Here is an 18,188-nt window from a genome sequence, read left to right as displayed (position 1 = left end):
AGAACGGACGACGCCGGTGACCAACGAAGAACTCGCCGTGCTCGACTTCGCGGTCAAACGGGCACCCTTCGGCGGCGGCTCGACGAACTGTGCACCGTGAAACTCACACCCGCGCGCCCCGACAGGCGGAGGTCGTATTCGCGCGTTCGCACGATGCACTGGCGAGGATCCAACGCCTCTCGATGGCCGACTGCACCCGGCCTCCGGCGTTCCCGTCCGTCCTCCAGGGGAGTGCGAGCACCGTCACCGAAATCAGGCCGCGGGCGACGAGGCCGGCGTCCGATCGGTCGTCGTAAGGCGGCGGGTTGCGCCGCCTGCGCAGCGCGAGACTATTGCCTTCGAAGTCGAAGGCGACGTCATCGCAACTCACGGGTCCCGGATCAGCGAAACTCAGGCCTCTCAGTTCCGGGAACGGAAGCGCGGGCACGTTCACGTTCACCGCGACCGGTGGCAGCCCGGCATCGACCAGTCCGCCGATGACACTTGTGGCTACCCGACTGGTCGTGTCGAGACCGAGCACCGAGTGCGCTTCGGTGCTGAATGCCGCGGCACAGACATCGAGGGATGCGGCCGTGAGTGCGGCGCCGACCGTCCCCGAATGCAGGACGAGCCGGCCAGTGTTGAAGCCGGGATTGATCCCCGACACAACCAGATCCGGCTTCCACCCGAAGGCGCTGCTGCAGGCGGCCCGGACCCCGAGCGCAGGTGGCGCGTCCACGGAATAGGCTTCGATTCCCGCGAAACATTCGACGCCGGGCACCGACACCGTCACTCGATTCCTGTCCCGGATCACGCCGAGGCTGGACGCGCTGCCGCTCGACTCGGCGCTGGGAGCGACGACCACGACCTCGCGGCCGTCGCCCTCAGCCGCGGCAGCGAGCGCCGCAAGTCCGGCCGCCTCGATGCCGTCGTCATTCGTGACGAGGATTCTCATCCGGCGTCAGAGGAGGCGCGGTCGAGGAGTTCCTCCAATTGGGGAACCGATCCGGGATCGGGTTCGAAGCCGAACGGGAGATACCAGGCACTTTCCATCTCGACCAAAGGCTCGATTCCGCCGATCACTCGTGTGCTGATGCGTTCGCGGATGTCTTCAGGCGCCTGCCGGGCGGTTCGGAGGACACCGCGCACGACCGCCCAGAGCCTCTGCGAGGACGCACGCAAATCCTGGGTATGTGCATCCGCATCGGCGTGGACGGATCGCGCATCGGATACGGCGCGGGTGAGTCGGTCGCCGACGTCCGGGGAGATCAGCGCGGCGTCGTCGAGAAGGGCCTGTGCGATGTCCATCTGGCGGCCCAGTTCGTAGCGTTGCCGGGCATGGATGTCGTACACGCGGGTCCGCAGGAATTCGAGGAAATCGATCGTCAGTCGAAGCTGCTCGACGGCCTGCGGATCCAGCGGGTCGACCGCCGGTGCGACGGTGTCACGCAGCGACTTGATCGCAGCACGGAGGGTGTTCTCACTGTGGTCCATCATGTGTTCTTCCCCTTCAGGAGCGTGATGAGTTGGCGAGAGATCACCGGGACCAGTCCCTCCACACGGGTGAGCAGGATGTCCTGGTGTGACTTTCCCAGCCGGGCGATGCGGTAGGAGGACGCCATCGTCGACACGATGATGGTGAAGCAGTTCAGGATCTGGTAGAACCGCAGCCGCTCCGGATCGACGGTGAGACCGGAGACCTCGGTGTATCGATCGAAGAACTCGTCCAGAGGGATGAGGCCACACACGAAGTAACGTCCGTCGGCGTCGTAGTGGCCCATCGTGGGGAGCGTGATCCATGCCAGGTCACGGTGCCGATCACCGATGAGGCCACGCTCCCAGTCCAGCCACCCCAGGATCCGACCGGACTCCTCGTCGAAAAGGAAGTTCCCGCTGCGGAAGTCGCCGTGGACGACACCGGCGACATCCAGGGTGGGCAGATTGCTCAGCAGCCAGTTCGCCGTGATCTCCATGAGCGGGGAATCCTCGCCCCGGTCCTCTTCCCAACAGCGCAGTGCATGGTGGACCATCCATTCTGCCGACTCGGTGGAACCGGTGCGGGGAACCTGCAGATGAGTGAACGACCGGCCCGAGACATCGGTGTTGTGGATCTTGGACAGGTGGTCGAGATACTGAGGTGCCAGCACCCTCCGGTGGTCCGGCCCGAAATCCGTACCGAGACCACTGATCCGCCCGGTCCCCGTGGCCCGAGGTTTGGTGACGCCCTCCACGAACTCGTAGATCAGCGCCGGTTCCGGAAACCATTCCCCCTCGGCGTCGAGGAAATGCGGTCTCGGCACCGGGATCACACCGTTCATGAGAGTCAACAGTTCGTGCTCACGAGCGCGGCTCGTCGCATTCGATCCCTCACTGGGGTCCATCCGAAGCACGAGATGTTCCGGCCGACGGCGACCCGCGGGATCGTCACGGTCGAGTGTGAAACCGATCTGGATCTTGGACACTCCCCCGGTGAACCAGTGCAGATCTCGTATCTCGAAGTTGGACGAACCGAGTTCGTGGCCGAGAAATTCGTCGAGGATCTTGGCCATCTCGGCGAGATCCGGGCGGCGATACGACGGGCCCTTGCGGCGGCTCATCTTGCGTGTCAGCATCGTGTCGACCTCACGCTCCGTCGGGTACTCCCGACGGACTGCGTCGATGAAATCCGGCGACGGGTCGTCGCGGTCGTCGAAGTCGAGACCCCACGTCAGGTCGTGATCGTTCATGCGTTCAGCCCCCGTGCACGGCCGTGGCTGGACATCCGCTCTGCCAGATAGTCCAACCCGTAGATGTCGGCCATCTCCCCGTATCCCACCTTGTCACCCCAGTGGTAGCGGAAGACCCCCTGATAGCTGACGTGGGAGGGGTTGAAGCTGTACCAGGGGTGGCTCGAGATCGCCGTGCCGAAGAACTCGTACTCCTTTCCTCGCGCATCGGTGATCCGGATGTGATTGTTGATTGCCAGGAGTTGCGTGTGTTCGGCCCGGATGTCGGCGTCCACCACGGGATGGACCTCACCGTTCTCCACGACGAAACCGAATCGGAGCTTCTCGTATCTGACCTGACCGTCCCGCAGGTCGATCAGGACGGCGAGGTGAACGGCCAATTCGGGCCCGAAGTTCACCGATACCCACGCCACCGAGCGGGTACCTGTCTCCGTACGGGGGCCCCAGCTGTGATCCATCCCGTCATAGCAATCAACCTTGTATTTCTTGCCACGCAGCTCGAGGTTTCCGGTGATGTGCCCCTTCACCTCGAAATGGCCGTTCTCCCATTCGTCACCGTGTCGACTGTCCGCCGCACTCCGGTCCGCCACGAGGAGCGGATTCTGCTCGGGATCGCCCGGATCGAACGGCTCGTGCAGGGCCCGAAACGACAGGTCCAGTGAGCACGCACCCAGTGCGTTCTCGTAGCTGACGTCGTACTCCTTGGGTGTCGGAGCGTTCACGCTGAGCCCATTCCCCAGCGTGAATTTGGCGAAGGATTCGGGACAGGGCAGGTGCACCTGCGGATCGGTGAATGCGATCTCGTACGGCTGTGTGCAGAATCCCTTGCCGATGAGGATCGACGACGTGGCAATTCCGACATTCGGGCGGGCGAGAACGTACACATTGCCGAAGATGCCCTCGTCGGGGATGGCGAATGGCAGGAACATCGTCTCGGTCCAGGTCCGATCGTCCGGGTCCCTGGGATGAAACTCGGAGTCTGCATCTGTGATCATCGTGGTTCTCCTCTATAGGTGCGGATATGGAATGGATAGCGTTGGAACTAGGCAGTTTCCGGCACACCGGCCGTCCGGCCGGTGCCGAGATACGCTTCGGCGATCAAGGATTCGTCCATCTGGGAGCTCGGACCGACGAAGCCCAGCCGGCCACGGGACAGGACCGCTGCACGGTCGGCGACTCGGAGCGCGATCTGGCTCTGCTCGGCGAGAAGGACGGCTGCCCCACCGAGTGCGTCCCGGTGTTCGCCGAGGAATTCGTAGATCACCTCGACCATGACCGGGGCCAGCCCCATGCTGGGCTCGTCGAGCAGCAGCACCGCGGGTCGCGCCATCAGCGCGCGTCCGATCGCAACCATCTGCTGTTCTCCGCCGCTGAGTAGGCCGGAGGGAGAATTGCGCAGGCGCGCGAGGGGCGGGAAGAGTTCGTGGACACGGTCTATCGAGGCTTCGATTTCCCGTCGGGGGCAGCGTCCCGCTGCATGTGCCGCGAGCTGCAGGTTCTCCCGGACGGTCAGTGGCGCCACGACCTGGCGGCCCTCGGGGACATGGACGATCCCGGCGCGGGTGATCCGGTGCGTCGGAGTGGATGTGATGTCCCGTCCGCCGAAGCGAATCTTGCCATTGTTCTTACGGGCCTGATTGGTGATTCCGCGGAGCAACGTCGACTTGCCTGCCCCGTTCGGACCTATGAGAGCGAGGGTCTCCCCCGCGTACAGTGTCAGCGTCACATCCGTGACCGCAGATACGTGCCCGTAGGAGATGCTGACATCCTCAAGCGAGAGAACCGGATCCGATGTAGGCACGGATGACCTCCTTGGAATCGAGTACGTTGTCGGGTTTGCCTTCGGCGATTTTCCTGCCGAAGTCCAATACGACGAGCCGATCGCAGAAGGAACGCATCATCGCCACGTCGTGCTCCACCACGATCACAGCGACACCACGCGATCTGATGTCCGAGATCGTGTCGAACACGTCTTGCCGCTCAGTGGGATTCATACCTGCGGTTGGCTCGTCGAGCAGTAGTACGCGGGGCTCTCGCGCAAGGGCACGCGCGATCTCCACCCGTCGTCGCACCCCGTACGGCAGGCTGCCCACCGGGATGTCGGCGGCCCAGTCGAGACGATTTTCGGTGAGCAGATTTCGGGTCCGCTCGTGCACATCGATGCCCGGACGCCGCGCGATGCCCAGCCGGACGTTGGTCGACACAGTCTCCTCGTCCATCAGTCGGATGTTCTGGAAAGTCCTGGCGAGCCCGGACTGAGCCGTGACGTGTGGGTGACCCCAGAGTTCGGAGAAGTCGTGCTCGAGCAAGGTGCCGGTTCCGCTCTCCGGACGATAGACGCCGGACAACACGTTCAGGAGAGTCGTCTTTCCCGACCCGTTCGGGCCGATGATGCCGAGCACCTCCCCGGATCGTGCTTCGATATCGACAGCGTCCAGCGCGCGCAGGCCCCCGAATGACATGACCACATCTCGCACCTCGAGGACGGTGTCGCCTGCGGGCCCGTCGTCCCGCAGGAGTGGGAGCACCCGCTCCGCGGATGTCTCGTCCGCGCTGTCCGGTGAGGAGGGACTGCTGCGGACCGGCCACCACGAGCGGAGACTCCCGAGGATTCCGCTCGGCGCAAAGGCGACGATCAGCACGATCAGCACGCCGTTGACCAGTGCCTCATACGAGGCAAGACCGGTCAAGGCGACGGGCAGGCCGATGATGACGAGCGCGCCGACGAGCGAGCCGGTGACGAACACCGTCCCTCCGATGACCACTATTGCAAGTAGCTGGGTGAGTAGTTCGAAGCTGAACTGGCCCGGTTCCACGAAGCCCGACATATGGACGTGGAGGGCGCCGGCGGCTCCCGCAAGGATCCCCGAGAGCGCAAACAACGCGGTCCGGTAGCGGACGACGTCGACTCCCTGGTGGCTCGCCATGAGGGAGTCCTCCCGCATGGCACTGATCGCGAGCCCGAATCGCGAACGCTTCAGTGCGATGAGACCCGCAACGGCGACGACGACCACGATGCAGATCACGAGATCGGTCGTGGTCCGCGGGATGCCCACCTTGCCCTGTGCGCCCCCGGTCAGTGGCAGATTCAGCACCGCCACGCGCACGATTTCCGCGAACGCGATGCTCGCGATGGCCAGGTAGATGCCGTTGAGCCGGTGCAACAGACCGGCCAGCAGCAGGGCGACGAATCCGGATGCGAGCGTCCCCCCGATGAGAGAGACCACGAACGGGGCCCCTGCATCGACGGAAAGTACAGCCGAGACGTACGCCCCGACAGCCATCAAACCGACTTGGGGTACAGCGAAGATTCCGGCGCTGAGCACAACGTAGAGCGACAGGGCAACGAGTGAGAGGACGATTCCGTCCCTGATCACGAAGTCGTACGCACCGAAGATCGAAAAGAATTCTGTCATGGTCGTGTCACACCCTTGTCAGTTCTGCGCGGGTCCGGAACAGACCTTCGGGCCTCAGAGCGAGGAAGAGGAGCATCAAGACGAAGACGACGAGATCGCGGTAGGTGCTCGACAGGTACCCCGTCGCACAGGTGGACGCGATCCCGATGACGAGACCGCCGACGAGCATGCCGCCGACACTGCCGAAGCCGCCGACAACCATGGCTCCGAGCGCGATCACCAGGTAGGTCGAGCCGAGTCCGGCATCGATGACGTTGAACGCGATGGCGACGAACGACGCGGCGACACCTGCCATGGCGCCTGACGCGAAGAACACTCCGGCGCTGACGCGATCCACGTTGACGCCGAGAATCGCGGCGGTGTCCTTGTCGAAAGCGACGGTGCGGATCTCCCGGCCGAGCTCCGTTCGGGCGAGTAGCCAACTCGTCACGGCGACGATGACGAGCACCAGGCACACCATGATCAGGTGCAGGGTGGTGATCCGAACGGGGCCGATCGACAGCGGTGCACTGGTGAACGCGTCGGCGTTCATTCGCACGACGGCACCGTCGAGGTGGTGGTGTGCCAGCTCGACGAGCACGATGAGGCCGCCCATCGAGGAGATGAAGGCCGCCATCTCGCCGCCCCGGCGATGAAGGACACGGCGGATCAGCAGGAAGTAGGCCAGCACGTTGAGTAATCCCGCCAGCACCGCGACGACCGGCAAGGCGGCCAGGAGGGACCAGCCGAGTCGTGAGGTGAGCTCCCAGGCGAAGATTGCTCCCCAGGTGAAGACCGCTGCATGCGCGACGTGGAAGATCCGGAGGTTTGCCATCACCAGACCGAAACCCGATGCATAGAGCGCATATACGCTGCCGAGAACGATCCCGTTGACGGTTTGCTGAAGCAGGAAGTCCATGGATTCACCCGTCCGATCCGGCGAGGACCATGGCTCCTCCGTCTGCGAACGTGGCCATGACCCCGCTCGAGATCGCGAGACCGTCCGCGGTCATTTCGAGCCCGAGAATCCCGTGTTCTCGCACCAGGTCCGAGGTCGAGGCAGCGGGAAGGAGATCACGCAGAGCGCTACCGTCAACGGTTCCACTCTTCTCTGCCTGGATCACGGCAGCCACTGTCGTCCAGCCGACCTGATAACCCAGGGCACCGTAGGCAGTGGGGACCTCACCGTACTTCTCCGTGTACCGTCGTTCGAAGGCTGTGGGATTGGTTCCGCCTGGCGCCCATACCTGCGGAAACTCGAAGCCTCGGGCCGAGTCCCGGGCCACCGTGTAGGTTTCACCGCTGATCGCAACCGTTCCGACCAGTTTCACGTGCTCGAATTCACCGGCGTTCTTCATCTGGAGGATGAGATTTCCGGCCTGGGCCGGGAGGACCGAGAGAACCACGGCATCGAGCTGATCCCGCCTGAGATTCGCCAGCACAGCGGAGAAGTCGGTGTCCTGGGACGAAACCTCCTGCCGAGATGCAAATCCGGCCGGTAGCCCCTTCTCGGTTGCCTCCGCCAGAGTGGTGAAGGATGGATTGTCGCCGGCCACAACCAGACCGATACGGGTGTGGCCCTCCTCGGCCAGGCGACTGCCGACCGACATCGTGGGCGTGCTCAGATCGGTGAATCGGAACGAGTACCCGCCCGAGTTCTCCAATGCGCTACCGGCGCCGCTGACCAGGGTGATCCGGTCTTCGTTCGCCAGGGGCGCCACCGCTTGACCGAGTGGGCTCTGCGAGTCCTGGACAACGAGTGGCACACTCTGTTGACGGAGTTTGTTGTACCCGGTCACCGCCGACGGTACGGCCGATTTGGCATCCTCGGTGAGGACCTCTATCGATACACCGGACTCGTCCAGTATCGGTTCGGCCTCGTGCAGAGCGAGTTCGAATCCTCGCTCGAAGGGCTTGCCGAACGACATCGCCGCGTCACCCGTGAGATTGGCGAGGAGCCCAATCCGGACGGCACCAGAGTTGTCACCGGCCGGGCCGCCACATCCGGTGAGTGCCAGAAGCGCAGCAACCATCGCGGCTGCACCCGCTAGTCGTCGCTTTCGCGTCCAGTTGACGGATCGCATAGGAACTCCTTGCTATTCGTACTCCGAAGCATGTGAGTTGGAACACGCTGGGCGCCAGTTAAAGCCGTCGTCGATTCGAAGGTCAAGAACTTCGGCCCGGACTCACGTCGCCGCATTGGAGAAGTCGACAAGGAGGGGTTCAGCTCCCTCGAATCTGCCCCACGTTCAACGCACTACACGGTCGAAACCCGGCACCGCGTGGTGACCCTGGAGTCGGAGGATCAACAACGCAGTCTGGGCGCTGAGCTGATCGTTCGAGTTTGCGGCCACGTCGAGACCGGTGATGTCGTGCACCCGCCCCAGTCGGTGTCGCACAGTATTTTCGTGCACATCCAGCCGCACTGCGGTGTCGCGCACACTCCGTCCACTATCGAAGAACTCCTGCAGGGTACGGAGAAGGTCGTTGTTCGACACTCCTCCCGCAAGTAAATCCCCGAGAACGTCGTACACGTACATCCGAACGGACTGTTCGTTGCTGTTCGCTACCAGTAATCGTGCAGGCCCGAGTTCGTCACAGGCGATGGCGCGGTTCGATTCCGAGGGGTATCGGTCAAGGCACCGGGCAGCCTCGAATGCCTCCCGGTACGCCCGTCGGAGCTGACCGGGCCGGGTCACCGATGAGATGCCCGCGACGGCAAACCGGTCACCCATCCGGTCGAGGCCCTTGTTGACTGCCGCCTTGCAGCGCGCGATCACCGTCGCATTCCCGCCCCCTGCCGGCGCCTCGATCGAGAGGATGACGCCCTCGGTGCCACGAATCGTGAGGATGTCGACGTCGAGATCTTCGGAGATCAGATCACCGAGGCGGCCCGCATCGACTGCCGAACCCGACGACCGGCCCCGTTCCAGGACGAACGCAATGACCCGGTCCGCGGCCAGATCGACGCCGAGGTACTCCGCGCAAGCCCGAAGATCTGCATCGTAGGTAGTCGACCGAACCATCTGCCGCGCCAGGTTCGCACGTGCATTCCAGGCCACGCGGGCGATCCGCCGCTGGGAGACGAACTCGGCCGTCAGGTGGACCACTGCCCGGTCCACGGCCCACTGCACATGTGCAACGGACACGGATCCTTCGATCGGGGTGACTACCCATCCGAAGAGGTGGTCGCCGTCGACAACCGAACCGAGCATGTAGTCGCGGCCACCCGTCCGCCCACCATCCACTCGCACAACGCCGGCAGGCGCGCCGGCCGCTACCGGTCCGCCCGGCGACTCGAGCCGCTCCAGCGTGGGGATCGCGGTAGACGACGCACCCGGAGGGACGGCCCGGCTGATCACCTGCCCGGCGGGACCTATCAGGAATACCGTTGCCTCTAGCATGTCGGACAGAGCGCTGATCAGGCCGGACAGCGTCCCGACCGCTGCCGCGCGGTCGGCAAGCGTGGTTTCCAGTCTCAGTTTCCAGGACAACGAGGCCGGCGTTTCCTCTCGAGAATCGGCGGCCGCCTCCGGCTCGCCGCCCGGCCGTAATGCGGACGACCCGTTCCCTGCCTGGTTTGCCCTCTGTGCCACAGACCACACTGTAAATTATTGGACCGAACATGGGAAGGTCCCCGAAACCGCCTACGGCACCCGAGCGGTGGGTACGTCGAGACCGGCGATCCGACGCCAGTGCGCGTGGGCGGTGGGGGTCCACTCGGCGCGGAGGTCCCGCAGCCGCCGGGCGGCTTTCAGCCCGCGCCAGTCCGGCAGCAGCACCTCGGGGAGCCGCGGATCCCTGTAGGGCATGCGCCGTAGCGCGTCCGCGAGTTGGAGGTGCGCGAACAGCAACTCGTCGCCCGGCTGGAAGGTTCGCGCATCGAAGCGGTCGAGCAGTTCGTCGTACTCCTTCTCGGCGGCGTCCAGATCCCATGAACGGCGGACGAGTTCGCTCTCGGGAATCCCGGGCACGGCGAGCGTCCCGACGAACGAGACCGTGTTGGCGGTCAATCCGAGAGACTCGATGGTTCGTTCCGCTTCCGCGGCACGGTCGACGTGGGGAGTGACCCAGACGCCGGGTGTCGGATTCCCGAACCCGGCCCACCGCAACGCGGCATAGAGCTTCTTGCGGGTCGAGCGGTGAGACTCCGGAATCGGCACGTTCACGACGAGCCACCTGCCGTCCCACTGCGTGGTGTCCACGTCGGTGGAGAAGACACGAAGTTCACCTTCGGTGAAGAGCCGATGCGCCTTGTCCGTCAACGTCCACTGCGTTTCGCGTCCGTTCCGGTCGGCGGCGATCAGACCTGCGGAACCAGTGCGCGCGATCGCCTGCCGGGCGGCATGCTCCCCGTACCCGAGTCCTTTGAGGACGTAGAGAAGCGCGGCCGTCCGCACCGGCTGTCCGTACGGTTCGACGAGTTCGCCGAGCACGGTGACGAGGACCGACCGCGCGCTTCCGGTCGACGCCACTTCCTTGTCGGGGGTGGACTCCGGTTTCGAGTCGGACGGCTTCGAGTCAGACATAGGTGTCATCGTCGCGCATCACGTCAGCCCGTTGCCACAACACCCCTCGAGGCCCCGGTCAGCGATCGTCATTCGACACCCCAGTCCCGGAATACCGCCTCGGTGTCGGCGCCGGGTGGGCGGGGCGACGCATAGGTTGCGGGTGGCGCCTCGGCGAAGCGTGGCGCCGCCGCCGGCTGACGCTGACCGAACGCGGTCACGACCGTGTTGCGCGCGGCGATGTGCGGGTGATCCGGCACCTCGGCGAGGGCCAGCACGGGCGTCACGCACGCGTCGAGGTGCGCGAACGCCTGCACCCACTCCTCTCGGCTCCGCGTGACGAAGACGTCGGCGAAGGTCTTCCGGAGCGCCGGCCATGCCGACTCGTCGTACTGGTCCGGCAGACCCGCGGGGTCGAGTTCGAGTCCCGTCAGTAGCTGCGCATAGAAGACGGGCTCCACTGCGCCGACCGCGATGTACCGACTGTCGGCGCACTCGTACGTGTCGTAGAAGGGCGCCCCGCCGTCGATGACGTTGGTCCCGCGCCGATCGGACCAGAGCCCGTTCTCGGTGAGTGTCCAGAACATCGTCATGAGCGCACTCACCCCGTCGACCATCGCGACATCGACCACGTCTCCGACACCGGTCTGTTCCCTCGCGTAGAGGGCACCGAGAATGCCGGTCACCGCCGGCATCGAACCGCCGCCCAGGTCGGCGACCAGGTTGAGCGGTGCGAGTGGCCTCTCACCGTCCCGTCCGATGGCGTTCAGCGCACCGGTGAGCGCAAGGTAGTTGATGTCGTGCCCGGCATAGGGCGCGAGCGGGCCGTCCTGGCCCCAACCGGTGATCCTGGCGTACACGAGCCGAGGGTTCCGCCGACGGCACACGTCGGGACCGATGCCCAGTCGCTCCGCCGCACCCGGCCGGTAGCCCTCGATGAGGACGTCGGCCTCGTCGACGAGCTTCAGGATCCTTGCCAGGTCGGTGGGATCCTTCAGGTCGGCACTCACCGAGCGTCGATTCCGCAGTCCCGCGTCCTTGTCGACGGGCAGTAGCTGCGACACGCCCCCTGGACGCTCGATTCGCACGACCTCGGCGCCGAGGTCCGCGAGCTGCATCGCGGCGTGGGGCGACGGGCCGATCCCGGCGAGTTCGACGACCCGCAGTCCAGCCAGCACTTGTTTCATCCGAATCCTCCGAAGAGTCGACTTTGATGTTTGACATCTCTAGCAACTATCTATCCAATAACGTAATATCTCAAGTCAGGTCGCCGCGGCGCAGTTCGTCAGTCGTCGCGGTGTATCCGTCCACCAAGTCGAAGGGCTGGATGTGAACGAACTGGATCCGACCGTCATGTCGTCGCTGCGAGCGGCGGCCGATGACCCGGTCACTTACGCGCAGGCATGGAAAACGAAGAACGGAAACCGCGTGATCGGTTCCTTTCCGATGAACTTTCCCTCCGAGATCGTGCACGCCGCCGGTGCGTTGCCGGTGATCGTCCAGGAAAGCCGCACCCCGATCACGGAGGGCCGCAACCTGCTTGCCGAGTTCTACTGCGGCTACACGCGTAGCGTCGCCGATCAGGCCGCCGTCGGTGAACTCGACGTCTTCGACGGCTTCGTCGCCGCCGATCACTGCGTGCAACTCCTCGGCGCCGTCGACGTGATCCGCTGGGCGCGACCGGAGAAACCGGTGCACTTCGCGCAGTTCACCAGCGCGATGGACGATCCGTGGACCAAGCCGCGGGTCGCGGGCCGTGTGCACGAACTCAAGCACGAGATCGAGGGGGTCGTCGGGACGACGATCACGGACGAGTCGCTCGCCGAGAGCATTCGGCTGTTCAACACGAATCGTCGCCTGCTCCGGGAACTCTACGACCTGCGGCGCACCGGCCGTGCGCGCATCACCGCGAGCGACATGCAGGTACTGGTGAAGTCGAGCATGGTGATGGACATCGATGAACACAACGCCGCCCTGAACGGTCTTCTCGTCCGACTCGATCCGAGCGCCGACGCACCCGGCGACCTGGTGCGGTTGCATCTCTCCGGTCACTTCTGCCACGCCCCGCGCCCCGAGGTCCTCGATGTGATCGAGGAATCCGGAGTGATCGTCGTCGACGACGACCTGTACACCGGCTTCCGGTACATCTCGACCGACGTACCCGAGCACGGCGACCCGCTGGAGGCGCTGTCGGCGTGGTACCTCGACCGTAACGACAACGCCCCGTGCCCGACACGGGTCACCGTCGGAGTCGACTGGGATACCTATCTGGTCGACTCACTCGAGAAGAGCCGCTCGAACGGTGTCGTCGTTCTGATGGCGAAGTTCTGCGAACCCCACATGCTCTACTACCCGGAGTTACGCAAGGCGCTCGACGCGCGCGGGATACCGCTGCTGCTCCTCGAGACCGAACACGAAGGCAACCCCGTCGAGACGCTCCGCACCAAGATCGAGACCTTCGTGGAGCGCATTCGCCGCCAGCTCGCACCCGTCCCGTCCTGAATTCGACTTTCACTCAAAGGAGTTCGCCATGGCGATCGAAGAGATCAGCAAGGAAAAGACCCGCCGCTTGTCGAGTACGCGGGTCGGCGGCAAGTTGGTGGCCGACTATTGGGAGAACATCTTCACCGCCAAGGAACGCGGGAAGCACGTCGTCTGGTACAACGGCGCCGCACTGAACCCGCTTTTCCAGGCCGCGGGCCTGGAGTGGTGCCACGGCGAGGCGTTCGCCGCCCGACTGGCCGCCCAGCACCTCGAAGGGCCCGCCCAGGCTGCCGGCGCCGAGTACGGCTACATCGGTGAGCTCTGCTCCTATGCGCGAACACATCTCGGCTGCGCCGTGCTGACGCACCAAACCGCGGCCGACCGGGAGACCGGCGTGGTCGGCATGGTCGACCAGCAGGAACTGGCGAGCAAACTGCCCGCCCCGGATTTCTTCGTCAACGGCTACGCCGGATGTAGCACCGGTCAGCAATGGGACGCGATGACGTACCGGGTGTTCGATCGCAAGCTCCCGCTGTTCAACGTCTCGATCCCCATGCTGTGGGGCAACAAACCCGACGCCGGGTACATGCGGGGCGAGGAGTGGACCGAGGTGAGCAAGTACGTCGAAGGGCAGCTGCGCGAGCTCATCACCTTCCTCGAATACCAGACCGGGAGACCGTTCGACTGGGATGGACTCAGCGAGAGCATGTCCTACATCAAACGGGCCTCCGAGCTGCGCCTCGAAGGAATGGCGCTCTGCACGCAGGCACCCACGCCTGCGACCTACTGGGACTGGGTCGCGAGCATCGCCCCGATCAACTTCCTGCCCGGCAATCAGGCGCTGGTCGACTACTTCGCCGGCGTGAAGGCCGAAATTCAGCAGCGGGTCACCGACGGGGTCAGCGCGGTCGCGGACGAACGCTACCGCGTGTACTTCGACGGCATCATGAACTGGAACAAGCTCGGCTTCCTCACCCGGAAGTTCGCGGAATACGACGTCGCCGTCGTCGCCGGCCGCTACACCCACGAATCTTTCTGGCAGGAGCCGCAGCTCATCGACGTGGACAACCCACTCCTGGGCATGGCGCAGCACTACCTGCTCTGCCCACTGAACCACGGATTGAAGAACCTGCAGGAACTCCTGCTCCGCCGGCTGGACGAATACGCGATCGACGGGATCGCGTTCCACTCGACGCGGACGTGTCGGGCGATGACCAACCCGCAGACGATGCTCGCCCGCGCTGCCGAGACGGAGCGCGGCGTCAAGTCGTTCTTCTTCGAGGGCGACGTCGCCGACGCGTCGTTCTACAACGACGAACTGTTCGACAGTCGACTGGAGGCGATGCTCGAGGCCATCGACGTGCAACGGATGAAGTCAGCGGTCTAGCGCATGACTACCGGAAGTTGGTTCGTCATGGGCGTCGACCTCGGTTCGACGACGGCGAAGGCCGCCGTGGTCGACGAAAGTGGCGCACTGGTCGGATCGAGTGTCATCCAGATGGGAGCAGTGAGCCGGGAGGCGGTCGGCCGTGCGATGGACGGTGCGATGGCCGCCGCGGGCGTCTCGCAGGACGACGTCCGGCGCACCATCAGCACCGGCTACGGACGCAAGCTGGTCCCCGGCACGGACCGCACGTTCACCGAGATCACCTGCCACGCCCGCGGCGCCGCAGCCCTGCACCCGGGTGTGCGGCTGGTGATCGACATCGGCGGACAGGACAGCAAGGCCATCATCGTCGACGACGACGGCCTCGTGGAACGGTTCGCCATGAACGACCGGTGCGCGAGCGGGACCGGCCGCTTCTTCGACGTGCTCGCGCGGGCGCTGGAAGTCGACATCGGCGCGGTCGGCGAACTCGCGCTCGCCGGTTCCGAGGGCCTCGAGGTCAGCAGTATGTGCGCCACGTTCGCGGAAACCGAGGTGATCTCACTACTGGCGCAGGGCCGCGAGAAGGAGGACATCGCCGCGTCCGTGCACAAAGCGGTCGCGGCGCGCACACTCGGACTGGTGGCACAGGTCGGCAAGGCGACACCGACGGTGATGACGGGCGGAGTGGCGAAGAACCCGGCCGCGCGTCTGCACGTCTCACGTGCACTGGGCCACTCGGTGCACGTACTCGATCAGCCCCAGATCGCGGGCGCGTACGGTGCCGGACTGCTGGCACGTGACGACTACGCCGGCGGACCCGTCTCACCCGCACGATCCGACGCCGCGACGAAGGAACAGCTCCGGGTGAGCCTGTCGGCCGGAACCCCGCACTGCCAGGACTGCGACGGCAGGCCCGGCCATTCCCATTCGGGCACCGGCGAACCGGTGCCCCTCGAACTGCAGAGGAACATCCGATGACAACAGACACACCCGAAGTCTGGGTACCGGACCTGTCCGAGGCCACCGTCTACATCGTGGGCGGGACGAGTGGGGTCGGCCTGCAGGTGGCCCGTCAGTTGGTCCGGGCGGGCACCCAGCGCATCGGTCTGGTCGGCCGCAACACCGAGCGCGGCGAGAAGGCGGCGGCGGAGGTCCGATCACTCGCGTCGGGTGTGTGGGCCTTCTTCGCCGCAGGTGACGTGAACGTCCCGGCGGAGGCGAGCAGGGTGACCGACGAACTGAGTGCTTCGCTGGGACCTGCCGACATCTTGATCAACAGCACGGTGAGCGCGTTCACGCCGAACCTCTTCCACGAGACGCCCGCCGAAGACGTTCCCGCCATCCTGCTGCAGCAGGCGCTCGGGCCTCTCAACATGTGCCACGCGGTGCTTCCGCACATGCGGGCGAAGCGCGGCGGCGTGATCGTGAACATTGCCTCCGACGCCGCCAAGCACCCCACCCCCGGCGAGTCCGTCATCGGCGCGGCCATGGCGGCGATCGTGATGTTCTCCAAAACCCTTGCGATGGAGGCCAAGCGCGACGGAATCCGCGTCAACGCGGTGACGCCGTCGCTCATCCGGGACACCGGCGCCTACGACCGTGTCATGGCCGAGCCGTTCAGTGCCAAGCTCTTCGCGAAGGCCGCCGGACTGGCGTCACTGGGGGTCGCCGAGCCGGTCGACGTGGCCGACCTCGTGTTGTTCCTGTGCAGCCCTCAGGCCCGTCGGATCACCGGTCAAGCGGTCAGTCCGAATGGTGGCATCTCGGCGGGGTGAGGTATCGAGTGCCGCGCTCAGCTCGTCCACTATTTTGACGGATTCATAGCGATCAGCTCCAGATATGTATTACATTGCGTGGTGACTGAGACACCACTTCCCAGCCGACTCCGGCTTCCTCGTCACGAGCACCTCTCGCTCCACCAACTCCCCCCCACCCCGCACAGTCCGAAGGCAGGATTGCATCATGCCCCTCGAAAAGTCTCTCTGGCCGGCGACACCGAGCTCAGGCGTCCGCGACATCACCGTCGGCGACCTGCTGCGAGAGGCCGCGTCGGCGGAACCCGACCGCCTCGCCCTGGTCGACGGAACTCCCGATCCAGCCGATCGGCGAGAGTGGACCTACCGTCAACTCCTCGCCGACACCGAGATGGTAGCCAGAGCACTGCTGGCCCACTTCGCGCCCGGAGACCGGATCGCAATCTGGGCGCCCAACAGTGCAGAGTGGGTAATCCTCCAGCAAGCGATCGCGATGGCCGGGATGGTGGTGGTGGGCGTGAACCCCGCCTACCGCGCCCACGAACTCGAGTACATCCTCCGCCAGTCCCGCTCGGTCGGACTCTTCTACCGGGATACCTATCGCGGCGCGGACCTCACGGCACTTCTGGCGGAAGTACGGCCGTCGCTCCCCGAACTCCGCATGGTGATCGCACCCAGCGAGTGGCGGTCCTTCATCGCGACCGGCGATCCGGAAATGGAGTTTCCCGCTGTCGCACCCACCGCCCCGGTGCAGATTCAATACACCTCCGGAACCACCGGTTTCCCCAAAGGTGCACTGCTGCATCACAAAGGAATCGTCAACGAAGCCACGTTCGTGTTCGAGCGGGCCGGGCTGGTGGACCACGTCGTCTGCGTCAACGCAATGCCGATGTACCACATCGGGGGCGGTGCCGTCACCGAACTCGGGACGTTCGCCGCGCACGGGACCTTTGTGGTGCTACCCGGCTTCGACGCCGCGCTCATGCTCGAGATGCTCGAGGCCTACCGCGGAACGCACTCGCTGATGGTTCCGACGATGCTCATCGCACTTCTCGAGCACCCGGACCGCGGAAGACGCGACGTGTCGAGCCTCCACACCGTGCTGTCCGGTGCGGCAGCAGTTCCCCAGGCACTCGTCGAACGGGTGCTCGACGAACTCGACTGCCAAGTCACGATCCTGTTCGGGCAGAGCGAGATGCACGGCGTCATCAGCCAGACCCGAGTCACCGACGATCCGGCCGATCAGGCGACCACCGTCGGGCAGCCGCTGCCGGAACTGGAAGTGAAGATCATCGACCCCGTCTCCCAGGAAACTGTCCCGATCGGTGAACAGGGTGAAATATGCTGTCGCGGCTACCAGACGATGCTCGGCTATTCCGAGATGCCGGACGAAACCGCCGCCACCATCGACGCCGACGGATGGCTGCACATGGGTGATCTCGCAACGATGGACGAACGAGGCTTCCTCCGCATCACCGGCCGCCTCAAGGACATGATCATTCGAGGCGGCCTGAACATCTATCCCCGCGAGATCGAAGAACTGCTGTTCCGGCACGACGACGTGGCCGAGGTTGCGATCGTCGGAGTTCCGGACACCCGATGGGGCGAGCAGATCGGCGCCGTCGTGCGACCGGCGGACCCCGCCAATCCGCCGGACCCGGCCGAATTGAAAGCCTGGTGCCGCGACCGAATCGCCGCCCACAAGACGCCGTCGCTGTGGTACTTCACCGACACACTCCCCATGACACCGTCCGGGAAGATCCAGAAATTCCGTGTGCAGCAGGAAATTGCGTCCGGGGCGCTCACGGCTGCACGCCCCGACAACAGGTCTGTGCCGGAGCAACTCTCGAACAACTGAGAACACGCTTCGCCATACCCGCCCTTTCTGGAGAGTGGAAGGATGAGGACGTCGACGGCGAACGGTGGGCGAAGGTCATGAACGTTGCCCGCAGCGTCGTATGCAGGCCGTCCGG

Annotated in this window: 16 protein-coding genes; 5 read left to right on the top strand and 11 right to left on the bottom strand. The window is 64.9% G+C overall.

The annotated features are described in order from the left end of the window. Positions 1-103 precede the first annotated feature (103 nt). From P3H15_RS12900 to P3H15_RS12850, 11 genes are all read right to left on the bottom strand, one after another. Positions 104-934 (bottom strand): 5'/3'-nucleotidase SurE, encoded by an 831-nt coding sequence (locus P3H15_RS12900; RefSeq protein WP_276137591.1) that lies wholly within the window; start codon positions 932-934, stop codon positions 104-106. Beyond that, positions 931-1,476 (bottom strand): hypothetical protein, encoded by a 546-nt coding sequence (locus tag P3H15_RS12895; protein WP_276137590.1) that lies wholly within the window; start codon positions 1,474-1,476, stop codon positions 931-933. The genes P3H15_RS12900 and P3H15_RS12895 overlap by 4 nt, the downstream gene beginning before the upstream one ends. Then, positions 1,473-2,705, bottom strand: coding sequence for a phosphotransferase family protein (locus P3H15_RS12890; protein WP_276137589.1), 1,233 nt, complete (start codon positions 2,703-2,705; stop codon positions 1,473-1,475). Before P3H15_RS12890 ends, P3H15_RS12895 begins: the two co-directional genes overlap by 4 nt. After that, on the bottom strand, positions 2,702-3,700 hold the full coding sequence (locus tag P3H15_RS12885) for a hypothetical protein (protein ID WP_276137588.1): 999 nt from the start codon (positions 3,698-3,700) through the stop codon (positions 2,702-2,704). Before P3H15_RS12885 ends, P3H15_RS12890 begins: the two co-directional genes overlap by 4 nt. Before the next feature lie 47 nt (positions 3,701-3,747). Next, positions 3,748-4,506, bottom strand: a complete 759-nt coding sequence (locus P3H15_RS12880) for an ABC transporter ATP-binding protein (RefSeq protein ID WP_276137587.1) — start codon at positions 4,504-4,506, stop codon at positions 3,748-3,750. Continuing rightward, the gene (locus tag P3H15_RS12875) at positions 4,475-6,121 is read right to left on the bottom strand and encodes an ATP-binding cassette domain-containing protein (protein WP_276137586.1); all 1,647 of its coding nucleotides are present in this window, start codon (positions 6,119-6,121) and stop codon (positions 4,475-4,477) included. The genes P3H15_RS12880 and P3H15_RS12875 overlap by 32 nt, the downstream gene beginning before the upstream one ends. Positions 6,122-6,128: 7 nt before the next feature. Then, positions 6,129-7,019, bottom strand: a complete 891-nt coding sequence (locus tag P3H15_RS12870; protein WP_276137585.1) for a branched-chain amino acid ABC transporter permease — start codon at positions 7,017-7,019, stop codon at positions 6,129-6,131. A 4-nt stretch (positions 7,020-7,023) separates the two neighbouring features. Next, positions 7,024-8,133: an ABC transporter substrate-binding protein gene (locus tag P3H15_RS12865; RefSeq protein WP_276137584.1), complete on the bottom strand. Its 1,110-nt coding sequence runs from the start codon at positions 8,131-8,133 to the stop codon at positions 7,024-7,026. Positions 8,134-8,349: 216 nt separating this feature from the next. Then, the gene (locus tag P3H15_RS12860) at positions 8,350-9,696 is read right to left on the bottom strand and encodes a CdaR family transcriptional regulator (protein ID WP_276137583.1); all 1,347 of its coding nucleotides are present in this window, start codon (positions 9,694-9,696) and stop codon (positions 8,350-8,352) included. A gap of 51 nt (positions 9,697-9,747) precedes the next feature. Beyond that, positions 9,748-10,638 (bottom strand): PaaX family transcriptional regulator C-terminal domain-containing protein, encoded by an 891-nt coding sequence (locus P3H15_RS12855; protein ID WP_276137582.1) that lies wholly within the window; start codon positions 10,636-10,638, stop codon positions 9,748-9,750. Between the two features lie 59 nt (positions 10,639-10,697). After that, positions 10,698-11,795: a CaiB/BaiF CoA-transferase family protein gene (locus tag P3H15_RS12850; protein ID WP_276137581.1), complete on the bottom strand. Its 1,098-nt coding sequence runs from the start codon at positions 11,793-11,795 to the stop codon at positions 10,698-10,700. 142 nt (positions 11,796-11,937) lie between these two features. Here P3H15_RS12850 and P3H15_RS12845 point away from each other — a divergent pair, with 142 nt between their 5' ends. The 5 genes from P3H15_RS12845 to P3H15_RS12825 all read left to right on the top strand — a co-directional run bounded on the left by P3H15_RS12845 (position 11,938) and on the right by P3H15_RS12825 (position 18,073). Further along, positions 11,938-13,110 (top strand): 2-hydroxyacyl-CoA dehydratase subunit D, encoded by a 1,173-nt coding sequence (locus tag P3H15_RS12845; protein WP_276137580.1) that lies wholly within the window; start codon positions 11,938-11,940, stop codon positions 13,108-13,110. A 28-nt stretch (positions 13,111-13,138) separates the two neighbouring features. Then, entirely contained in the window at positions 13,139-14,479 is a 1,341-nt protein-coding gene (locus P3H15_RS12840) for a 2-hydroxyacyl-CoA dehydratase subunit D (protein WP_276137579.1), read from the top strand. Between the two features lie 3 nt (positions 14,480-14,482). Next, complete coding sequence (locus tag P3H15_RS12835) at positions 14,483-15,439, top strand: acyl-CoA dehydratase activase (RefSeq protein WP_276137578.1); 957 nt, start codon at positions 14,483-14,485, stop codon at positions 15,437-15,439. Then, positions 15,436-16,236 carry an SDR family NAD(P)-dependent oxidoreductase gene (locus tag P3H15_RS12830; protein WP_276137577.1) on the top strand — a complete coding sequence of 267 codons (801 nt, stop codon included), beginning with the start codon at positions 15,436-15,438 and terminating at the stop codon, positions 16,234-16,236. The genes P3H15_RS12835 and P3H15_RS12830 overlap by 4 nt, the downstream gene beginning before the upstream one ends. Before the next feature lie 187 nt (positions 16,237-16,423). Further along, positions 16,424-18,073: an AMP-binding protein gene (locus P3H15_RS12825; protein WP_276137576.1), complete on the top strand. Its 1,650-nt coding sequence runs from the start codon at positions 16,424-16,426 to the stop codon at positions 18,071-18,073. Positions 18,074-18,188 lie beyond the last annotated feature (115 nt).

Source organism: Rhodococcus sp. T2V (assembly GCF_029269925.1).
Classification (GTDB): Bacteria; Actinomycetota; Actinomycetes; order Mycobacteriales; family Mycobacteriaceae; genus Rhodococcus_F; species Rhodococcus_F koreensis.
This window is presented reverse-complemented; position numbering and strand designations above follow the sequence as displayed.

Excerpts from the sequence above, each read along its gene's own strand:
- P3H15_RS12855 (WP_276137582.1), bottom strand. The coding sequence starts at position 10,638 with ATGACACCTATGTCTGACTCGAAGCCGTCCGACTCGAAACCGGAGTCC.
- P3H15_RS12870 (WP_276137585.1), bottom strand. The coding sequence starts at position 7,019 with ATGGACTTCCTGCTTCAGCAAACCGTCAACGGGATCGTTCTCGGCAGC.
- P3H15_RS12875 (WP_276137586.1), bottom strand. The coding sequence starts at position 6,121 with ATGACAGAATTCTTTTCGATCTTCGGTGCGTACGACTTCGTGATCAGG.
- P3H15_RS12825 (WP_276137576.1), top strand. The coding sequence starts at position 16,424 with ATGCCCCTCGAAAAGTCTCTCTGGCCGGCGACACCGAGCTCAGGCGTC.
- P3H15_RS12890 (WP_276137589.1), bottom strand. The coding sequence starts at position 2,705 with ATGAACGATCACGACCTGACGTGGGGTCTCGACTTCGACGACCGCGAC.
- P3H15_RS12895 (WP_276137590.1), bottom strand. The coding sequence starts at position 1,476 with ATGATGGACCACAGTGAGAACACCCTCCGTGCTGCGATCAAGTCGCTG.
- P3H15_RS12865 (WP_276137584.1), bottom strand. The coding sequence starts at position 8,133 with ATGGTTGCTGCGCTTCTGGCACTCACCGGATGTGGCGGCCCGGCCGGT.
- P3H15_RS12835 (WP_276137578.1), top strand. The coding sequence starts at position 14,483 with ATGACTACCGGAAGTTGGTTCGTCATGGGCGTCGACCTCGGTTCGACG.
- P3H15_RS12830 (WP_276137577.1), top strand. The coding sequence starts at position 15,436 with ATGACAACAGACACACCCGAAGTCTGGGTACCGGACCTGTCCGAGGCC.
- P3H15_RS12840 (WP_276137579.1), top strand. The coding sequence starts at position 13,139 with ATGGCGATCGAAGAGATCAGCAAGGAAAAGACCCGCCGCTTGTCGAGT.
- P3H15_RS12900 (WP_276137591.1), bottom strand. The coding sequence starts at position 934 with ATGAGAATCCTCGTCACGAATGACGACGGCATCGAGGCGGCCGGACTT.
- P3H15_RS12885 (WP_276137588.1), bottom strand. The coding sequence starts at position 3,700 with ATGATCACAGATGCAGACTCCGAGTTTCATCCCAGGGACCCGGACGAT.
- P3H15_RS12850 (WP_276137581.1), bottom strand. The coding sequence starts at position 11,795 with ATGAAACAAGTGCTGGCTGGACTGCGGGTCGTCGAACTCGCCGGGATC.